This window comes from Bradyrhizobium sp. AZCC 1678 (assembly GCF_036924765.1).
GTDB lineage: Bacteria > Pseudomonadota > Alphaproteobacteria > Rhizobiales > Xanthobacteraceae > Bradyrhizobium > Bradyrhizobium algeriense.
The window spans coordinates 6168308-6185160 of sequence record NZ_JAZHSE010000001.1 but is presented as its reverse complement, the minus strand read 5'-3'; the positions used below and the strand labels follow the sequence as shown (position 1 = coordinate 6185160).

Sequence of the window (16853 nt, the reverse complement as noted above, 5' to 3'; positions counted from 1 at the left end):
AATGTGCGGAATTGCAGGCATCGTGAACCTCCGCGGCAAGGCGGTCGAACCGGCGGAAATCTCGCGACTGACGAACCTGGTCGCGCATCGCGGGCCGTTTGGCGAGGGAAGCTGGTTCAGCGCGAACCGTAATCTGGCATTCGGCCACCGTCGGCTGGCAATCATCGACCCCGGCGAAGGGGGCTATCAGCCGATGGTTTCCGGCGACGGCCGCCATGTGATCGTGTTCAACGGCGAGATCTACAATTTCCTCGAACTGCGGCGCGAGCTCGAGGCGCAGGGGGCAATTTTCCGCAGCCAGTCTGACACGGAGGTCATCCTGGCCGCCTGGCGGGCGTGGCAGGAAGGCATGCTGACGCGCTTCAACGGAATGTGGGCGCTGGCGATCTTCGACATCAAGACCGAAGAGTTGTTTCTGGCGCGCGACCGCTTCGGCATCAAGCCGCTATTATATGCGCTGACATCGGAGCGCTTTGTCTTTGCATCAGAGCAGCGCGCATTGGTGCGAAGCGGTCTGATCAATGCTTCGCTGGACATCGACGTGGCGCGACGGCTCATGCTCGATGCCTTTGGCGTCGAGGGCAGCGAACGGACGCTTTGCCAGGAGGTGCGCCGGCTGCAGGGCGGTCACTGCATGTGGTTGCGCCGAGGGAGGTTGGAAATCCGGCGCTGGTGGCGGACGGTGGATCACCTGCCGGCAATCCCGAACACCGAAGCCGAACGGGTCGAGCGCTTTCGCGAGATTTTCCAGGATGCGGTTGCGCTGCGAATGCGCAGCGACGTTCCGATCGGGACCTGTCTGTCGGGAGGGTTCGATTCGTCGGCCGTGATCTGCACCATGGCGGCGCACGAGAAAGCCGGTATGGGCCCGCGGGACAGCACCTCGTGGCGCCATGCCTTCGTTGCGACATTTCCCGGCGCCTCGAACGACGAGCGGCCGATGGCCGAGGAGGCCGCGGCCTGGGCGGATGTCGTGCCCGCATTCCTCGAGATCGGGAAGGCCGACGCGCTGAACGAACTCGATCGAATTCTCGACGACAATGATGACGTCTATATCGGACTTCCAAGCGCCGCCTGGTTAATCTATCGGGAACTCAGGCGTCACGACGTAACGGTGTCGCTGGACGGCCATGGCGCGGATGAACTGATGGGAGCCTATCTTCAGGAGGGACAATCGGGCATGTTCCGGATGCGAAACCTGCTCGCAGGACTTAGCTCCGGTTCGACGCTGGCTGGACGAGGTGCCGATCTGTTGCGGACGCTGATGATCAAACGCCGGGGGCACTATTTCCTGCGCGGCGGTCTGCGCGACGTTCCGGCCCAGCTTCCGCTGGTCGCCGCCGCCGACGTGCTGCCGCGCGACTGGGGTCCATTGAACCGGCGGCTCTACGGGATGTTTCACAGCACTGTGCTGCCTACCATCCTGCGAAACTTCGACCGCCTGTCGATGGCGCACGGCATCGAGGTCCGGATGCCATTCATGGACTGGCGCCTGGTGACGTACACCATGGCGTTGCCGGAGACGTGCAAATTCTCCGATGGCTATTCCAAAGCGATTGCGCGGCGGGCGATGGCCGACCTGATGCCGGAATCCATCCGCATGGGACGCCGGAAGGTGGGGTTCAATTCGCCGATGCCGGAATGGTTGAACGGGCCTCTTGCCGGCTGGACTGCCAGTCTGCTCGATCAGAAGGTGCCGGCGTTCGCCGAACTGGTGGATGAGGAGGGCTTGCGCCGGACGGTTAGCCACTTGACCTCGTCAAAGCAGTGGGACTGGGAGTCGGCCGCCCGCATCTGGCCGTATCTGAATATGAAATGGATGCTGGCAAGATCCTGACATGCGAAGACTAATCCTCACAGGCGTCGACGCCATCCTTGGTTGGAAGAGCCGGCTTTCGGGTGCGGTGAATATCGGTCGTGGATCGACAATCGCATGGCGCCGTATCCGACAGGTAGCCGGCAATACCTTGTCAGTGGGGGAAGATTCGATCGTTCACGCCGAAATTAGCTTCGAGGAAACTGGAGGCAAAGTTCAGATCGGGGACCGCACATTTATCGGACGAAGCCATCTGATCTGTTATCGAAGCCTCGTCATCGGCGACGATGTCATCATGTCATGGGGAATTACGATTGTGGACCACGACTCCCACAGTATCGATTGGATGGATCGCCGGAACGATGTTCGCGAATGGGGCGCCGGCCGAAAAAACTGGGAGCGGATCGCGCATGCGCCAGTCGTGGTGAGCGATAGGGCCTGGATCGGATTTAACGTGAGCGTCCTGAAGGGAGTGACTATCGGAGAAGGCGCCGTAATCGGAGCTTGTTCGGTGGTCACCCGCGATATTCCACCATACACCCTCGCGGCCGGGAATCCCGCCAGAATAATCCGCGCGTTAAGCCCGCCGTCAGACGCGCGTCCGGCCGGTTGACTGCCATGCGCGTTTTCCAGAATAACGGCCTTTCACGTGGATTCCGTGTCAATCGCCGCCAGTCACCCTATCAAAGCTTTGCCGCCGGACGATCGCAGTTTCTCGATACCAGGTTCACGGCGTCCCATATTCTTCTGCCCGTGCTCACCAACAGCCCCGACGCGTTCTACACCAATGGCGACGATGAGCAGCTGCAGTTGCTGTGGGCGAAAGAGAATGGTCTGCGGACAAAGAACCTGGAGCAAATTCTGCTCGCGCAGATCGAGCAGCATCGCACTGAGGTATTCTATAATCTTGACCCGATCCGTTACGGTAGCGAGTTTGCTGCGAAGTTGCCGGGTTGCGTGAGGAAGTCGATTGGCTGGCGAGCGGCACCATCCGGAAGCGCAGACCTGACGAAATACGACCTGATCGTATGCAATTTTCCGTCAATCCTCGATAGCTGGCGCCAGAAAGGCTGTCGGGTGGCGTATTTTTTTCCGGCGCACGATCCTGTGATGGATGCCTATGCTGCAGCCCGAACCGATGAACTTGACCTCATCTTCATCGGAGGATTCTCGCGGCACCACGTCAAACGCAGCCAGGCTCTCCGCGCTGCCGCTTCGACGCCCGGTATCCGGGCGCGCTTTTACCTCGAAGATTCACGCCTCACCCGATTGGCAAATTTTCTTCCTCCTGTGCCGGCGCTTCGCTCATACCGTCATCCGGACGAAATTCGCGAGATTCGCGCCGATCCGCTGTATGGCCTGGATGCGTATGCCGCGATCGCCAAAAGCCGGATCGTATTCAACGGTGCGGTGGACATGGCCGGAGAGGATCGCGGCAATATGAGATGCTTTGAGGCAACGGGCTGCGGAGCGGTCCTTTTGACGGATGCAGGGCGCTATCCGGAGGGTTTCGTTGATGGCGAAACCATGCTGGAATACTCCTCCGCCGAGCAAATACCCGAGTTGATCAACAGGCTCATGAGAGACGAAACTTTGGCCAGATCCATCGCTCAGGCGGGTTGCGCCATGGTGAGAGAGCGCTATAGCAAACAACTGCAATGGACGAAATTTCAGGATCTGATCTGACCGGCGCGCCGGGCCAGCAAGTGCGGGTTTGCATGTTGGACGAAAAGCCTCTCACGACGTGGGAAGATGCCGTGATCTGGCTGCGCAACCAGCCGGACAAGCGTCAACTCGTGCTCGACGCATTCTATGACGACCCTCTGATCGCTGCCGCCGAGCGCTATTTTGCCAGTGCCGAATGGCAGGCGGTTTCGAAGTTTCTGGAGCACCGGACCGGCAAGGCGCTCGACGTCGGCGCCGGGCGTGGAATCGCGAGTTATGCGCTGGCGCGGAGCGGATTTGCGGTCACCGCGCTGGAGCCTGACCCCAGCGCTGTGGTCGGGACGGCGGCGATCCGTGGGCTCGCGGCCGAGGCCCGCCTGACAATCGAGGTGGTCGAAGAATTTTCCGAGCGCCTTCCGTTCGCTGACGGCACGTTTGATGTCGTATTCGCGCGGGCCGTGCTGCATCATATGCGCGATCTAGACGGTGCCTGCCGGGAAATGTCCCGCGTGCTTCGCCCCGGCGGAATGCTCATCGCCGCGCGCGAACACGTGATCAGCAAGGAAGCCGACCTTGGCGCATTCCTCGACCAGCATCCCCTGCATCACCTCTATGGCGGCGAGCACGCGTATCTTCTCGATCGGTATGTCGGCGCACTAAGGGGTGCGGGATTTGCCGCGATCGAGGTACTTGCGCCGCTGAAGAGCCCGATCAATCTGTTTCCCTATACAATCGAAACGCTTCGGGCGGCCGTCGTGGAGAGATTGACAGCCAGGATTCCGGTCAGGCCCGTCTGGCGCGCCGCGCTCGCTTCCAGGAGCGTCTTCACATCGCTGCTTTCGATGGCAGAGCCCTTTGACCATCGGCCCGGCCGGCTCTACTCATTCGTCTGTCGTAAGGCCCCGGCATGAACGTGTGGGTTACCGGCGCCAATGGCTTCATCGGTCGGCATCTCGTTCGGGTGCTGGCCGATCGGGGCTGTCGCGTTCACGGCATCGGCCACGGCGCGATCGGCGAGACCGAAAGACATCGCCTCGGCCTTGAGCATTGGTTGAACGGCGAGATCGATGCAGCCAATCTCAATGCGCTGGCGGAGCACTCCGGATTGCCGTCGACGATTTTCCATCTGGCCGGCGGCTCGTCGGTTGGGCTGTCGATCGCGCAGCCGTTTGAGGACTTTTCGCGCACTGTTGCAAGCACGGCCAGATTGCTGGAGTGGCTGCGCAGCGCCGCAAGGGATTGTCGCTTGATTGTCGTATCGAGCGCGGCGGTCTATGGCGCCGATCACGAGGGGCCGATTGGAGTGGATGCAGCAACGCTTCCGATGTCGCCCTACGGGCAGCACAAGCTGATGATGGAGCAGCTTTGCCGAAGTTACGCTGTCACCTTTGGCTTGTACAGCACGGTGGCGCGGCTGTTCTCGGTCTACGGGCCGAATTTGCGCAAGCAATTGCCCTGGGACATCTGCTCTCGCCTGCAGGCCGGTGAGCGAAAGCTGGTGCTGGGAGGCACAGGCGCGGAGGTGCGGGACTGGATCGATGTCCGTGACGTTGTTCGGCTGCTGGTCGAGATCGACAAAAGGCCGCAGGTGGAGACCTTTCAGGTGATCAACGGCGGATCCGCGATTGGCACGACCGTGGCGCGGATTGCTGCAATCCTTGCAAAATGCTGGGGCGGAAGCATTTCCGTGCAGTATTCCGGCATCGTTCGCGCCGGCGACCCGGCAAGTCTGCTGTCGGACGACGCGATGTCGCGCACGCTGTCCTTCGACTGGAAGATCCCGGTTGAACAGGGTCTTGCGGATTATGTTTCGTGGTTCAAGGATCAGATCCAGTGAGCCCGGGCGCGCCGGTGCGTCTCGCGTTTACGCATATTCCCCGCCGGCTTTGGGCTGGGGGCTACAATTACCAGAGCAATCTTTTTGCGGCACTGGCCCAGTTTCGCCCAGGCGAATTCAGCCCGATTCTCTTTGCCGGGAACCGTGACGACGACGCCGATCTCGCGGAGCTAGCCGAGATACCGTGCGTGGAAGTCGTGCGATCGGCGGCTTTCGAAGGCCGTGCCGGGTTAGCTGCTGCCGTTGCGCTGGGGTTGGACCGGACAGCGGCGGCGGAATTCCGGAGGATGCGTATCGACGCCGTTTTCGAAGCCGCGCGTTTCTTTGGTTGGCGCCTGCCTTATCCGGCGGTGGCCTGGTTCCCCGATCTGCAGCATCGCAAGTTGCCCCAACTCTTTCCGGCTGCCGCACGATGGCGGCGCGAGGCCGGTTTCCGCGTTCAGATCGCCTCAGGGCGGACGATCATGCTCAGCAGCGAGAGCGCGCTTGGCGACTTCAGGAAATATTACCCTCGGGCTACCAACAAGACTTCCACGGTTCGCTTCGCGACCCGGCCATCGCCGGCGTTGTTGACCACGAATCCAGCCGAGGTCGTCGCACAGTACCAATTGCCGGAGAAATATTTTTACCTGCCAAATCAATTTTACAGGCACAAGAACCACCAGGTCGTGGTCGATGCGTTGGCTATCCTGGTGCAGCGCGGGTTCGATGTCGTGGTGTGCGCAACGGGCAGCACCGAAGATCCGCAAGAGCGCGGCTATTTCGACCAGTTCATGGCGCAGGTCCGAAGCCTCGGCCTCGAACAGCGCTTCCTTCATTTGGGAATGATTCCAATGCCGCACGTATATGCGCTGTTACGGGCTTGCAGTGCGCTGATTAACCCATCTCGATTTGAGGGATGGAGCACGACAGTGGAAGAGGCGAAGTCATTTGGCGTCCCAATGATATTATCCGATCTTGATGTGCACCGCGAGCAGGCCGCCGGCGCGGCGCGCTATTTCGGAACGGACGATCCCACAACATTGGCAGATCACCTCATACGCGCTTCGCTGGATTCCGAAGTTTCGATCATTCGATATCCGGTTCCGCATCAAAACGACCGCGTCGCTGCCTTCGCAGCGGATTTTGCCAATACGGTTCGAAGTTCAATGCAGATTTTTCCGCGGCAGTAGCACGTCTGCCAGTCGGCGCCGGGAGGCTGAGCCCTGCGCGGCATATTCCCGCCAAGCCGCACACAGGTTAAGCCTGCGGCTTGTTCGCCCCCAATCCGAATGCCTTTCGCGGCACGATGTACCAGAGAAGAAACAGGATCGCGCCGCCGTGGGTGAGCAGCATCGTGGTCAGGGGCACGTTGAGAAGCGCTTGGGCAATGACGGCGCCCGAGATCAGGATGAACTGCGGCGGTAAACCAGCAGAAAGTCGATTACCGACCGCTATAACGAGCCCGGATATCAGCGCCGTAACCGGGGCAAAGAAGGCTCCTACGGAGGCGATCCCTTCAGTGGCAAACAGTGATGCATTGAATTGCCCGCCAATGCCAAAAGCATTGTAAATGACGCTCGCCAGCTGCTCCTGATAGGGGCAAGCGACGAAGGGCTTGAGTAAGCGTATCTGACAGAAATGCGTCACGGGATGGGTGAAGAAAAAACTATTGTAATAGTCCATGGCCAACGAAGGAACAGCAATCATCCGAAAATTCACGAGCCCAAAATAGGGAATGGTCATGCTGTAAGGCAGGATCTCATGCTGGAACAGAATGATCAGCAATAATCCCACGGATATAGGCACAAGCAGCGATAGAGTGACAGCAAGCTTGAAGTTGAAATACCTTGAAAGGGCCAACATTGCCACGAGCCAAAACGGCGTGAACAGGGCCAATTTGCTCAGCGTGATCGGATAGAACAGCAAAAGCAGAAGCAGAGCCGCGCCGGCACGCCAGATGTCTCCGCGTCCTACGAAACAGGCGAATGCAAATGGCAGCAGCGCGTTGGATGTTATTCCGATCACGTAGTTCAAAATCACCGGAAATCGGAGTTCGGAGCGGTAGTTGTAGATGTTCTCAATGCTGACGAATTTGAAGTTGTAGCTGGCGCCGAGGAGAACGGTCGCAAGGCTCAGCAACAGGATCAGTGTGAGGAGACGGTCCAGTGCTGATGAAGACAGAGCGTAAAATTGCCGTACGGGCGAAGAGATGAACAAAGCGGGCAACAAGAAAGCTATCGCCGATGCCGCCGCAGAGAATTGGGCCAATCGATGATTATATATCAACTCCGAAAAATGATTTAGCCAGAGATATCCCGCGATCATCACATAACAATAGAAACCGACGATGTAACCGAAATTATTGGGAGCAAAGGCAAAAAGCAGTGAGACAAGTGCAAATGCAGTGATCAGCACGATTGCGCCAAATAAGCCCGCCGGCCGGAAGGATATGTAATATTCCGAGTAAAACCGGGCAACGAAAACCAAGGAGGCGCAGCAGGCAGCGACGAGAAGCCAGTTAAGGAAAATTAGCCGCTGACGTTCTCCAATCAGGCGGTTGAGTGCGACCATGTGTTTTTGCTCAATCAGACTTTTCATTGTTTCCGGGTCCGCAGGTCTGCTTCGCTGCGGCTTGTAATGGATCGATCGCCAAGCAAGGCGGGTGCAACCCGATGGAAGAACCATACCACATCGCGAATGCCAGGGCTTGGTTGCTGGAAGGGGCAGAGTCGGTTTATAGCATGCGGAGCGATTAAACCTAAGCGGCAATCATGGCTTTGACAGTGCGTTGGGACAAACGGACCAAGCTGGTATCCGCGGTTGTCGCGATAATCACCTATTTCCTGGTGGCGCGCTGGCTGCAGCTCGACTATGTGCCGCCGGCCGTGTCCCATGCAGAACCGAAAGTCGCAGGCGAAAAGGTGCTTTTGCGAAGGCCGTTCTCACGGTTTGTGAACTCCGATTTTGCCGTCATCGCCCGCGACGAGAAGTTTAGCGGCCTCGCGGACTCGGTCGACAATAACGAGCGGTCACCAATCGAAATATTCGAAGACGAAAGGAGGCTCGGACCCCCTCATGGCGTTCATGAAGACATCCGGGCGGTTGGTCGAGGCCGCTATTCTCATTGGCGAAACAATGGGGCGATTTTCGTCTTTTCCTCGTCGGACAACAGTGATCCGCAGACTAATGGCCGGGCCTATTGGGCGGTGAAGCCGGAATGATTTTCAGTGCAAATCGGCGCCTGGATCGATGGGCGGTTGCAAGCCGGACGCGTTGAACTGCCACGGCCGTTCGGCTCCTCCGGTCATGTTAAAGTCCTCGCCGCCCTTCACTAGACAGCGGGTTCATCGACTAAAGGCGGAACACCGCGCGCCAATCAACCTTCGGGCTGTTGACGAGCGTGGACCTAGCAAGTCAGCAAGGAGCCTTCCGAGTTGACAAGGTCTGAGGCGGCAGTGACATTTACTGAATGTCAGCGACTAGGTCGTATCACGCGACCGGATCGCGGGAAAGAGCCAAATGACAGGGAAATCGATTGACACCGGACGATGGTCTTTGGTTGTTGCCGAAGTCGTTGTGCAAGTGATCGGTCGGTATGGGGACGCAATATGATTAGAATTGGCCTGCTCGGATGTGGGCGCATCGCCAAGCGTCATTCCGAATTGCTCGGAGGCGGTCACATCAGTGGAGCAAGTCTCGTTGCTGTCTGCGATCCGATCCGGGCGCGAGCCGACGCGATCGCGTCCAAATTCGGCGTTCCCGCGGATTATAACACCGACGCCTTCCTCGCCCGGAAGGACATCGACGCTGTCGCTGTTCTGACCCCGAGCGGAATGCACCCCGCGCATGTTATCGCCTGCGCTAAGGCGGGAAAGCATGCCATCGTCGAGAAGCCGATGGCACTACGGCTGCAGGACGCCGATGACATGATCCGCGCCTGCGACGTGGCCGGCGTCAAGCTGTTTGTCGTCAAGCAGAACCGGTTCAATGTTCCCGTCGTGAAGGCGCGCGAGGCGCTGGAGGCCGGCCGCTTCGGCCGCCTGGTTCTCGGCACGGTTCGCGTCCGCTGGTGCCGCGACCAGGCTTATTACGATCAGGATGCCTGGCGCGGCACTTGGGCCTATGACGGCGGTGTTCTCTCGAACCAGGCCAGCCACCACGTCGACATGCTGGAATGGTTCTTTGGCGACGTCGTCAGCATTCATGCCCGCGCCGTGACGGCGCTGGCAAAAATCGAAGCCGAAGACACGGCGGTTGCCACGCTGAAATTCCGGAACGGCGCGCTCGGGATCATCGAGGCGACGACGGCAGCGCGTCCATCCGACCTCGAAGGCTCACTTTCGATTCTCGGAGAGAAGGGAACGGTTGAAATTGCGGGCTTTGCCGTTAACCAGATCCGGCACTGGCGTTTTGTCGAAGAACTTCCGTCCGACAAGGACGTGATCAAGAAATTTTCCGTCAATCCTCCGAACGTCTACGGCTTCGGCCACCAGGCCTATTACCAGCACGTGGTCGACTGCCTGGTGAACCAGCGTTCGGCGCTCGTCGATGGCCTCGAAGGGCGCAAGAGCTTGGAACTGATTTCCGCGCTCTACGAATCGATCGAGACCGGTGCCGAGGTGCCGCTTCGCTTCGCGCCGCGGCTGGGCCGGCTTGGTGTCGTGCCGTGAACCGGCCGGAGATACATCAGGCCGGCGTGCGCGACGTTGATTTCGGCACAGGCGTCAAGATCGTGAAGCCGTGCAATCTCTACGGCTGCAAAATCGGCGACGATTGTTTTGTCGGACCGTTCACCGAGATCCAGAAAGGCGTCGTAGTCGGCGCGCGCACGCGGGTGCAGTCCCACGCCTTGATCTGCGAACTGGTCACGATCGGCGAAGACTGCTTTGTCGGCCATGGCGTGATGTTCGTGAACGATACGTTTTCGACCGGCGGCCCGGCTCGCGGCAACAAGGAATTGTGGCGCGAGACCGTGATCGGCAACCGCGTCTCGATCGGATCCAACGCCACGATCATGCCGGTCAAGATCACCGATGACGTCGTGATCGGCGCGGGCTCGGTGGTAACCAGGGACATCACGACGCCAGGGACGTATGCAGGCAATCCGGCGCGCCGGCTGCTGGCGGACAGTTAGGAAGACAATCAATGCCGGTGCCTTTTGCCGACCTGCAACTGCAGTATCAGACCATCAAGAACGAGATCGACGGCGCGATTGCATCCGTCATCCGCGACAACGCCTTCATTCGCGGGTCCTATGTCGACGCCTTCGAACGGGAGTTTGCTGCGGCCGTAGACGTCAAGCATTGCGTCTCCTGCGCCAACGGCACCGACGCGCTGTATCTGGCCATGGCCGCACTGAAGGTTAACCCGGGTGACGAGGTGATTAGCACCGCGCATTCCTGGATCAGCACCTCGGCAATGATTACGCATGCCGGCGCGACCGTGGTGTTTTGCGATACCGACGGCACGACGTTCACGATTGATCCGGCGGCGATCGAAGCCGCGATCACGCCGCGCACGGTCGGCATCATTCCGGTTCATCTGTACGGGCAGCCGGCAGAAATGGACTCGATCATGGCGATCGCGCGCAGGCACAAGCTCTGGGTGGTAGAGGATTGCGCGCAGGCGCATTTGGCGCGCTACAAAGGCCAGCAGGTCGGCACCTTCGGCGCGGCTGCGACTTATTCTTTCTATCCGGGCAAGAATCTCGGTGCGATGGGCGATGCCGGCGCTGTCGTGACCAATGACGATGCGCTTGCCGAACACATGACCATGCTGGCACGGCACGGCGGCTTAGTGAAACATCAGCATCACATCGAGGGCATCAACAGCCGGCTCGACGGCATGCAGGCGGCGATCCTGTCGGCCAAGCTGCCGCATCTGGCGCAGTGGACAAAGGCGCGGCAGGACGCCGCCAAGGTTTACGACGCCGGTCTCAACCAGATCGAGGACGTCGTCGTGCCAGAGGTCGCCCCGGGCCGCAGCCATGTCTATCACCTCTATACGATCAGGCATCCGCGCCGCGACGCGCTGGCGGCACACCTGAACGCCAACGGCGTGCAGACTGCGATCAATTATCCGACGGCGCTGCCGTTCCTTGCCGCGTATCGGCGGCTGGACCAACGTCCCGAGCAATTTCCGAATGCGTTCGCCGATCAGGGACGTATCCTGTCGCTGCCGATGTTTGCGGAGATCGCCGCGGAACAACTCCAAAGTGTCATCGATCTCATCCGCGCGTTCCGCTAAGTGATTGGCGCGGTATCATGGTAGCTGTCGATTTTCAGCGCAATCCGGGTAATTGTTATTGGGATCAATCCGTTACGGGGAGAGCACTTTGCCGACGTAAGATGGATGGTGCTCATATTTTCTGTGCGTTCCGGCTGGCCTCTCGCAGAAGGACTGTTTAGAAGCGGCCGTACCAGATCGGGTACCTTATTTTTCAGGGTAGCTTGGCTTGGCGAAGGGAACCGAGAAGTTGCGGAAAATTTTGCTAACAGGCGCCGGCGGATTTATTGGATCCCACCTCGCGGAGGAACTGGTCCGCCGCAATTTCGCGGTGCGCGCATTTGTGCACTACAACAGCATGGGTTCGCACGGCTGGCTTGATTCCTCGCCACCCGAGATCCGCAAGGAGCTCGATATATTCGCAGGAAATGTGTGCGACCCAAATGGTGTGCACACCGCGATGAAGGGATGCGACGCCGTCTTGCATCTCGCAGCGCTGATTGCGATTCCCTATTCCTATCATTCGCCGGACACATACGTCGAAACCAACATCCGCGGCACCCTCAATTTGCTGCAGGCGGCGCGAGATCTCGGCGTTGAGCATTTGGTGCATACCTCGACCAGCGAGGTCTATGGCACGGCCCAATTCGTTCCGATCACTGAGGACCATCGCCTGCAGGGGCAATCGCCCTATTCCGCAACCAAGATCGGTGCGGATCAGCTCGCGCTGTCATTCGAGCGTTCGTTCGGCACGCCGGTGACCGTGGTGCGGCCGTTCAATACCTATGGTCCCCGGCAATCGGCGCGCGCGGTGATCCCGACCATCATTACCCAGATCGCGGCGGGCGCGCGCAAGATCAAGCTCGGCAGCGTCCATCCAACGCGCGATTTCAACTATGTCGCCGATACCATCGGCGGCTTCCTGGCAGCGCTCGAATCGAAAGCCGGCATCGGTGAGGTCATCAATATCGGCAGTGCGTTCGAGATCTCGATCGGCGATACCGCGCGCATGATCGCCGAGCTGATGGACGTGTCGATCGAGATCGAGCAAGACGACGTCCGCGTCCGTCCCGAGCGCAGCGAAGTTGATCGCCTGTGGGCCAGCAACGCCAAGGCGCAGAAGCTGCTCGGCTGGTCGCCGCACTTTGCCGGTGTCGACGGCCTGCGCAATGGCCTCGAACATACCATCGCCTGGTTCACCAAGCAGGAGAACCTGTCTCGCTATCGTGCCAATGCGTACACGCTGTGAATAAGATGAGCATCTCCTCCGCCCAGGCGAGCCGCGACCGTCCCGCCATACCTGATCTCAAGCCCGTGCTCGACGCGATGGATGCCGTGCTCGGCGCGGCCGCGCGCCCGGTCGAGTTGCACGAGCCGCGCTTTGGCGAGCGCGAGCGGGAGCTCGTGCTCGATTGCATCGACACCAATTGGGTGTCATCAGCGGGCAAATATGTCACTCGCTTCGAGGAGATGGTTGCGGCCGCGACTGGCGCGCGCCATGCGGTGGCGATCGTCAACGGTACCGCCGCGCTTCACGCCGCACTGGTGCTCGAGGGTGTCGAGCAAGGCGACGAGGTGCTGCTGCCCTCAATTACCTTCGTCGCCACGGCGAACGCGGTGAGCCATGCCGGCGCCATCCCGCATTTCGTCGATTCGACCTGGGATACGCTGGGGCTTGATCCCCAGGCGCTCGAGGCGCATCTTGGTGCCATCGCGGTGCGGCGGAGCGGCGCATGGGTGAACAAGCAGACCGGCCGCCGGCTTCGCGCGGTGGTTCCGGTGCATATCTTCGGGCATCCGGTGGATATGGCTGCACTCGGCGCGGTGGCCGCCAAATACGATCTCGTGATCGTTGAGGACGCGACCGAATCGCTCGGCTCGACCCTGGGCGGGCAGGGCTGCGGCACGTTCGGCCATTCCGCCGTACTAAGCTTCAACGGCAATAAAATCGTCACTACCGGCGGCGGCGGCATGATCGTGACCGACGACGAGGCGCATGCCCGTCACGCGCGGCACTTCACCTCTACGGCGAAGAAGGCGCACGCCTGGGCATTCGACCATGACGAGGTCGCCTACAACTACCGCCTGCCGAACATCAATGCGGCGCTTGGTTGCGCGCAGATGGAGCGGCTGTTGGCGATGGTCGAGGCCAAGCGTATGCTCGCCGAGCGTTACCTGCGTGCTTTCAGCGATTTCCCCTGGGCGCGCATCTATCGTGAGCCGAAGGGCTCGCAAAGCAACTACTGGCTCAATACGCTTGTGCTCGACCGCGAACACGCCGCCGAGCGCGACCGGTTGCTCGAGGCGCTGCACGGTCACGGCATTCGCGCAAGGCCGCTGTGGACGCCAATGCACCTCTTGCCGATGTACCGAGACTGCCCGCGTTCGCTGCTTCCAATCGCCGAAGACATGCATACGCGGTGCATCAATTTGCCGAGCAGTCCCTTCTTGGCCGATAGCGCGAACAAGATCTGATGCCCCGCGTCGTCTTCTTCACCATTCACAGCACAACGCCGTGGTGGAAGTACCTTGCGTCGCGCATGGAGTTTGCCGACGCGGTCGTGCTGAGCGACCTGCGGGACGACGGCGATTATTCCCTAGTCGACGATTTCTACCGTTTTATCGAAAGGGGGGATGCGGCTTCTGTCGCACTCGCGCGGTTTGGCGAGGAGGGATGCGCCGATATCATCCTGCGCTGCCGCGTGCTCCGCAGCATCGGCCGAGATCTCGCGCTCAGGATGATCGGCGGCATGACCCAGGCGATCGAGCTGGTCTTCGACAAGCTCGATCCCGATCTCGTTATGACGTTTACCATCGATCGCTATGTCATGGACGTGATGGAGCGGACCGCGCGCCGGCGCAGCATCGACTTCCTCGAAATGACGACATCGATCATTCCCGATCAGGTGATGCTGATGCGTCGCGGCCGGCCCGCCTGGTTGCGCGAGCCCTCCAGCGAGGACATCAATGCGGCGGTGGGCCAGCTCTGCACCGCAGATTTCGCACCCGCCTATGTGCGCGGTGCCAAGCGCTTTTCGCGGGCCCAGTTCTGGCGCATATTCGGTTACTACGCCGTGCGGGGCGCCTTCTTTAATGTCTGGCGCTTCCTCAAGCGCGACCGCTACAACTGCCATTATCTCGACGCACTAAAGCGACTGAAGCACAAGGTGGGCGTCCGCGACGTCGCGGCACTCAAGCTGCTCGACCATGACTGGGACAAGCGGCTTGCCGATCTGCCGCGCGAGCGGCGAGTGTTCCTCGGACTGCAGCTATTTCCCGAAGCCTCGATGGACTATTGGCTGCAGTCCCAGGACATGCTTGCGCATGACGACGTGCTGCTGCGCTATTGCGAGGTGCTTGTCCGCGCGGGCTATCGCATCTTCGTCAAGGATCATCCGCTGCAATTCGGTTTCCGCCAGCGCGAGTTGTTCGAGCGGCTGTCAAAGCTGCCCTTCGTCACGCTGGTTCCCTATGATGTGCCGGCCAACCTGCTGATCGGCAAATGCGGGGTCTCGGTGACGTTCACGGGGACGATCGGGCTCCAGGCGGCGTTGGCGGGGCTTTGTTCGGTCGCGACCGAGCCTTACTATGCGACCGAGCAGCACTTCGTGCACATCCGGGATGTCGGCGACATCGACGCGCTGGCAGAGCGGCTTGCGAGATGGCGCCTGTCAGACGATCTCGAGACGATGCGGCGCGACGTCGTACGGCATCTTGCGGCAATCAGTGTTGAGGGCGACTATTTCGGCTGGCGCGACTTCGATCCCACGAATGCGGCCGCACGCGCATCAGTCGAGCCATTGGCGCGTTCGCTGAACGCGCATTTGCCGCGCTTCCTGAAATCCTGCAGAACCGCCGCCTGACGATCACGGGGGGGAATGCGCTGTAACCGATGTCGACGGCCGATGGGGGGATGGAACAGCGTGATGCGATCTCGTGTGCTTGACCTCGTGACCCGGCCTGCGATTGCGGGCACGGCCGCGGCGCTCATCCTACGCGCAATGACGCTGGCAAGCCGCTTCCTGTTATCGCTGTTGCTGGCACGCATGCTGTCGCCGGCCGAGATGGGGCAATACGGTCTCCTGACCGCGACGCTTGCGTTCGCGCTGCTCGCGGTCGGACTCGAGTTCTACTCCTATACGCTACGCGAATTAGTGCCGGCGACGTCGGAGCGGCGCGCACGGATCATCGCGGACCAGATGGCGCTCGGCTCGGCGGCGCTGCTTGCGATCGGCGTCATGGTTTTCGGTGCGATCGCCGCGGGCTGGTTCCCGATCCGTCTTGCGCCATGGTTCGTCGTGATCCTGATCACCGAGCATGTCTCGCTGGAGGCTACGCGGATCCTGATCATCACCTCGCGGCCGGTGCGCGCCTATGTCGGCGTGTTCCTTCGTGGCGGCATCTGGGTCTATGCCATCGCGCTGCTGATGTTCGCGGCGCCTTCGACGCGAACACTCGAGACGGTGCTGGTCTTGTGGGCGCTGGGCGGCGTGCTGTCGATCGGCTTTTCCGCCTTCTCGCTCTCCGAGCTTCCCTGGCGCGAGCTAAGGGGATACCGGCCCGACTGGTCGACCATTCGCGAGGGCCTGCGGACGGCGCGCCCCTTCATGTTCACCGCAGTCGGCGCGCTGGTCATCTCCTATGTCGACCGCTTCGTCATCGACATCTTCGTTGGTCGCGATGCGCTCGGCATCTACACGTTCTATTCGACGATCCTGATCGGCCTGCTGTCGCTGGGCGGATCGGTGTCGCACCAGTTTCTGCCGAAAGTCATCGCGGGATATGCGGCGGGCGTCGACACTTACCGCGCGGCACTCCGCTCGTTCTTCTGGTCGATGCTGGCGCTGGCGTCGGCAACGGTAATCATCTGTGGCTTTGCCATGGAGCCGATGTTGTCGGTGCTCGGACTATCCACCTACGCGTCCGCCATCGGGGTGTTTTATGCCATGCTGCCTGGAATCTTCCTGCGCATGTTGGCTGATGTTCCCTCCTACGCGCTCTATGCGGCGCGCTCGGACAAGTATCTCATGCTCTGCAATCTCGGTTCGGCCGTGGTGTCGACGCTGCTCAACGTCCTCCTGGTTCCCGTGTACGGAATCTATGGTGCGGCAGTGGCCGGTGCCATCGCCAGCGCCGCGCTGTTCCTGTCGCTGGGCATACTGGCCATCCACAGAATGCGCGAGACTCGCAAGGAACCCGCCGAGCTGGATACTGTCGGCCTTCCGACTGATCCGGACATGCTCTACCCATGAACGAGCGCACCGTCATTGCGGTGTCAAAATGACCCTGCTACACAACTCTAGGGCTTCGGCGCTTTTCTGACGGCAA

The 16853-nt window shown here is 60.4% G+C and carries 15 protein-coding genes; 14 read left to right on the top strand and 1 reads right to left on the bottom strand.

Annotated elements, in window-relative coordinates; genetic code table 11:
• Window position 1: 1 nt before the first annotated feature.
• From asnB to V1294_RS29710, 6 genes are read left to right on the top strand one after another with little or no spacing between them, the layout of a single operon-like run.
• Window positions 2-1837 carry an asparagine synthase (glutamine-hydrolyzing) gene (asnB, locus tag V1294_RS29735; protein ID WP_334502161.1) on the top strand — a complete coding sequence of 612 codons (1836 nt, stop codon included), beginning with the start codon at window positions 2-4 and terminating at the stop codon, window positions 1835-1837.
• A gap of 1 nt (window position 1838) precedes the next feature.
• Window positions 1839-2429: an acyltransferase gene (locus V1294_RS29730; RefSeq protein WP_334502159.1), complete on the top strand. Its 591-nt coding sequence runs from the start codon at window positions 1839-1841 to the stop codon at window positions 2427-2429.
• A gap of 5 nt (window positions 2430-2434) precedes the next feature.
• Entirely contained in the window at window positions 2435-3502 is a 1068-nt protein-coding gene (locus tag V1294_RS29725) for a glycosyltransferase family protein (protein ID WP_334502158.1), read from the top strand.
• Window positions 3503-3534: 32 nt separating this feature from the next.
• A complete protein-coding gene (locus tag V1294_RS29720; protein WP_334502157.1) occupies window positions 3535-4392 on the top strand; it encodes a class I SAM-dependent methyltransferase in 858 nt (285 codons plus the stop codon).
• Window positions 4389-5318: an NAD-dependent epimerase/dehydratase family protein gene (locus V1294_RS29715; RefSeq protein WP_334502155.1), complete on the top strand. Its 930-nt coding sequence runs from the start codon at window positions 4389-4391 to the stop codon at window positions 5316-5318. The genes V1294_RS29720 and V1294_RS29715 overlap by 4 nt, the downstream gene beginning before the upstream one ends.
• Entirely contained in the window at window positions 5315-6490 is a 1176-nt protein-coding gene (locus V1294_RS29710; protein WP_334502154.1) for a glycosyltransferase family 4 protein, read from the top strand. Before V1294_RS29715 ends, V1294_RS29710 begins: the two co-directional genes overlap by 4 nt.
• A 67-nt stretch (window positions 6491-6557) precedes the next feature.
• On the opposite strand, the gene V1294_RS29705 is transcribed toward V1294_RS29710, so the two are convergent.
• A complete protein-coding gene (locus V1294_RS29705) occupies window positions 6558-7871 on the bottom strand; it encodes a hypothetical protein (RefSeq protein ID WP_334502152.1) in 1314 nt (437 codons plus the stop codon).
• 200 nt (window positions 7872-8071) lie between these two features.
• Between V1294_RS29705 and V1294_RS29700 the strand changes: the two genes are divergently transcribed.
• The 8 genes from V1294_RS29700 to V1294_RS29665 all read left to right on the top strand — a co-directional run bounded on the left by V1294_RS29700 (window position 8072) and on the right by V1294_RS29665 (window position 16777).
• The gene (locus V1294_RS29700) at window positions 8072-8521 is read left to right on the top strand and encodes a hypothetical protein (protein ID WP_334502150.1); all 450 of its coding nucleotides are present in this window, start codon (window positions 8072-8074) and stop codon (window positions 8519-8521) included.
• A 387-nt stretch (window positions 8522-8908) separates the two neighbouring features.
• Window positions 8909-9970 carry a Gfo/Idh/MocA family protein gene (locus V1294_RS29695; protein ID WP_334502149.1) on the top strand — a complete coding sequence of 354 codons (1062 nt, stop codon included), beginning with the start codon at window positions 8909-8911 and terminating at the stop codon, window positions 9968-9970.
• On the top strand, window positions 9967-10434 hold the full coding sequence (locus V1294_RS29690) for an acyltransferase (RefSeq protein WP_334502147.1): 468 nt from the start codon (window positions 9967-9969) through the stop codon (window positions 10432-10434). The genes V1294_RS29695 and V1294_RS29690 overlap by 4 nt, the downstream gene beginning before the upstream one ends.
• Before the next feature lie 11 nt (window positions 10435-10445).
• Window positions 10446-11546, top strand: coding sequence for a DegT/DnrJ/EryC1/StrS family aminotransferase (locus tag V1294_RS29685; protein ID WP_334502145.1), 1101 nt, complete (start codon window positions 10446-10448; stop codon window positions 11544-11546).
• 229 nt (window positions 11547-11775) lie between these two features.
• On the top strand, window positions 11776-12774 hold the full coding sequence (locus V1294_RS29680) for an NAD-dependent 4,6-dehydratase LegB (protein WP_334502143.1): 999 nt from the start codon (window positions 11776-11778) through the stop codon (window positions 12772-12774).
• Between the two features lie 5 nt (window positions 12775-12779).
• The gene (locus V1294_RS29675; protein WP_334502142.1) at window positions 12780-14000 is read left to right on the top strand and encodes a LegC family aminotransferase; all 1221 of its coding nucleotides are present in this window, start codon (window positions 12780-12782) and stop codon (window positions 13998-14000) included.
• Window positions 14000-15388, top strand: a complete 1389-nt coding sequence (locus V1294_RS29670) for a hypothetical protein (protein WP_334502141.1) — start codon at window positions 14000-14002, stop codon at window positions 15386-15388. The genes V1294_RS29675 and V1294_RS29670 overlap by 1 nt, the downstream gene beginning before the upstream one ends.
• A gap of 63 nt (window positions 15389-15451) precedes the next feature.
• The gene (locus V1294_RS29665; RefSeq protein ID WP_334502139.1) at window positions 15452-16777 is read left to right on the top strand and encodes a polysaccharide biosynthesis C-terminal domain-containing protein; all 1326 of its coding nucleotides are present in this window, start codon (window positions 15452-15454) and stop codon (window positions 16775-16777) included.
• Window positions 16778-16853 lie beyond the last annotated feature (76 nt).

Coding starts and splice junctions, on each gene's coding strand:
- asnB (WP_334502161.1), top strand. CDS start 2: ATGTGCGGAATTGCAGGCATCGTGAACCTCCGCGGCAAGGCGGTCGAA.
- V1294_RS29730 (WP_334502159.1), top strand. CDS start 1,839: ATGCGAAGACTAATCCTCACAGGCGTCGACGCCATCCTTGGTTGGAAG.
- V1294_RS29725 (WP_334502158.1), top strand. CDS start 2,435: ATGCGCGTTTTCCAGAATAACGGCCTTTCACGTGGATTCCGTGTCAAT.
- V1294_RS29720 (WP_334502157.1), top strand. CDS start 3,535: ATGTTGGACGAAAAGCCTCTCACGACGTGGGAAGATGCCGTGATCTGG.
- V1294_RS29715 (WP_334502155.1), top strand. CDS start 4,389: ATGAACGTGTGGGTTACCGGCGCCAATGGCTTCATCGGTCGGCATCTC.
- V1294_RS29705 (WP_334502152.1), bottom strand. CDS start 7,871: ATGGTCGCACTCAACCGCCTGATTGGAGAACGTCAGCGGCTAATTTTC.
- V1294_RS29700 (WP_334502150.1), top strand. CDS start 8,072: ATGGCTTTGACAGTGCGTTGGGACAAACGGACCAAGCTGGTATCCGCG.
- V1294_RS29695 (WP_334502149.1), top strand. CDS start 8,909: ATGATTAGAATTGGCCTGCTCGGATGTGGGCGCATCGCCAAGCGTCAT.
- V1294_RS29685 (WP_334502145.1), top strand. CDS start 10,446: ATGCCGGTGCCTTTTGCCGACCTGCAACTGCAGTATCAGACCATCAAG.
- V1294_RS29675 (WP_334502142.1), top strand. CDS start 12,780: ATGAGCATCTCCTCCGCCCAGGCGAGCCGCGACCGTCCCGCCATACCT.
- V1294_RS29670 (WP_334502141.1), top strand. CDS start 14,000: ATGCCCCGCGTCGTCTTCTTCACCATTCACAGCACAACGCCGTGGTGG.
- V1294_RS29665 (WP_334502139.1), top strand. CDS start 15,452: ATGCGATCTCGTGTGCTTGACCTCGTGACCCGGCCTGCGATTGCGGGC.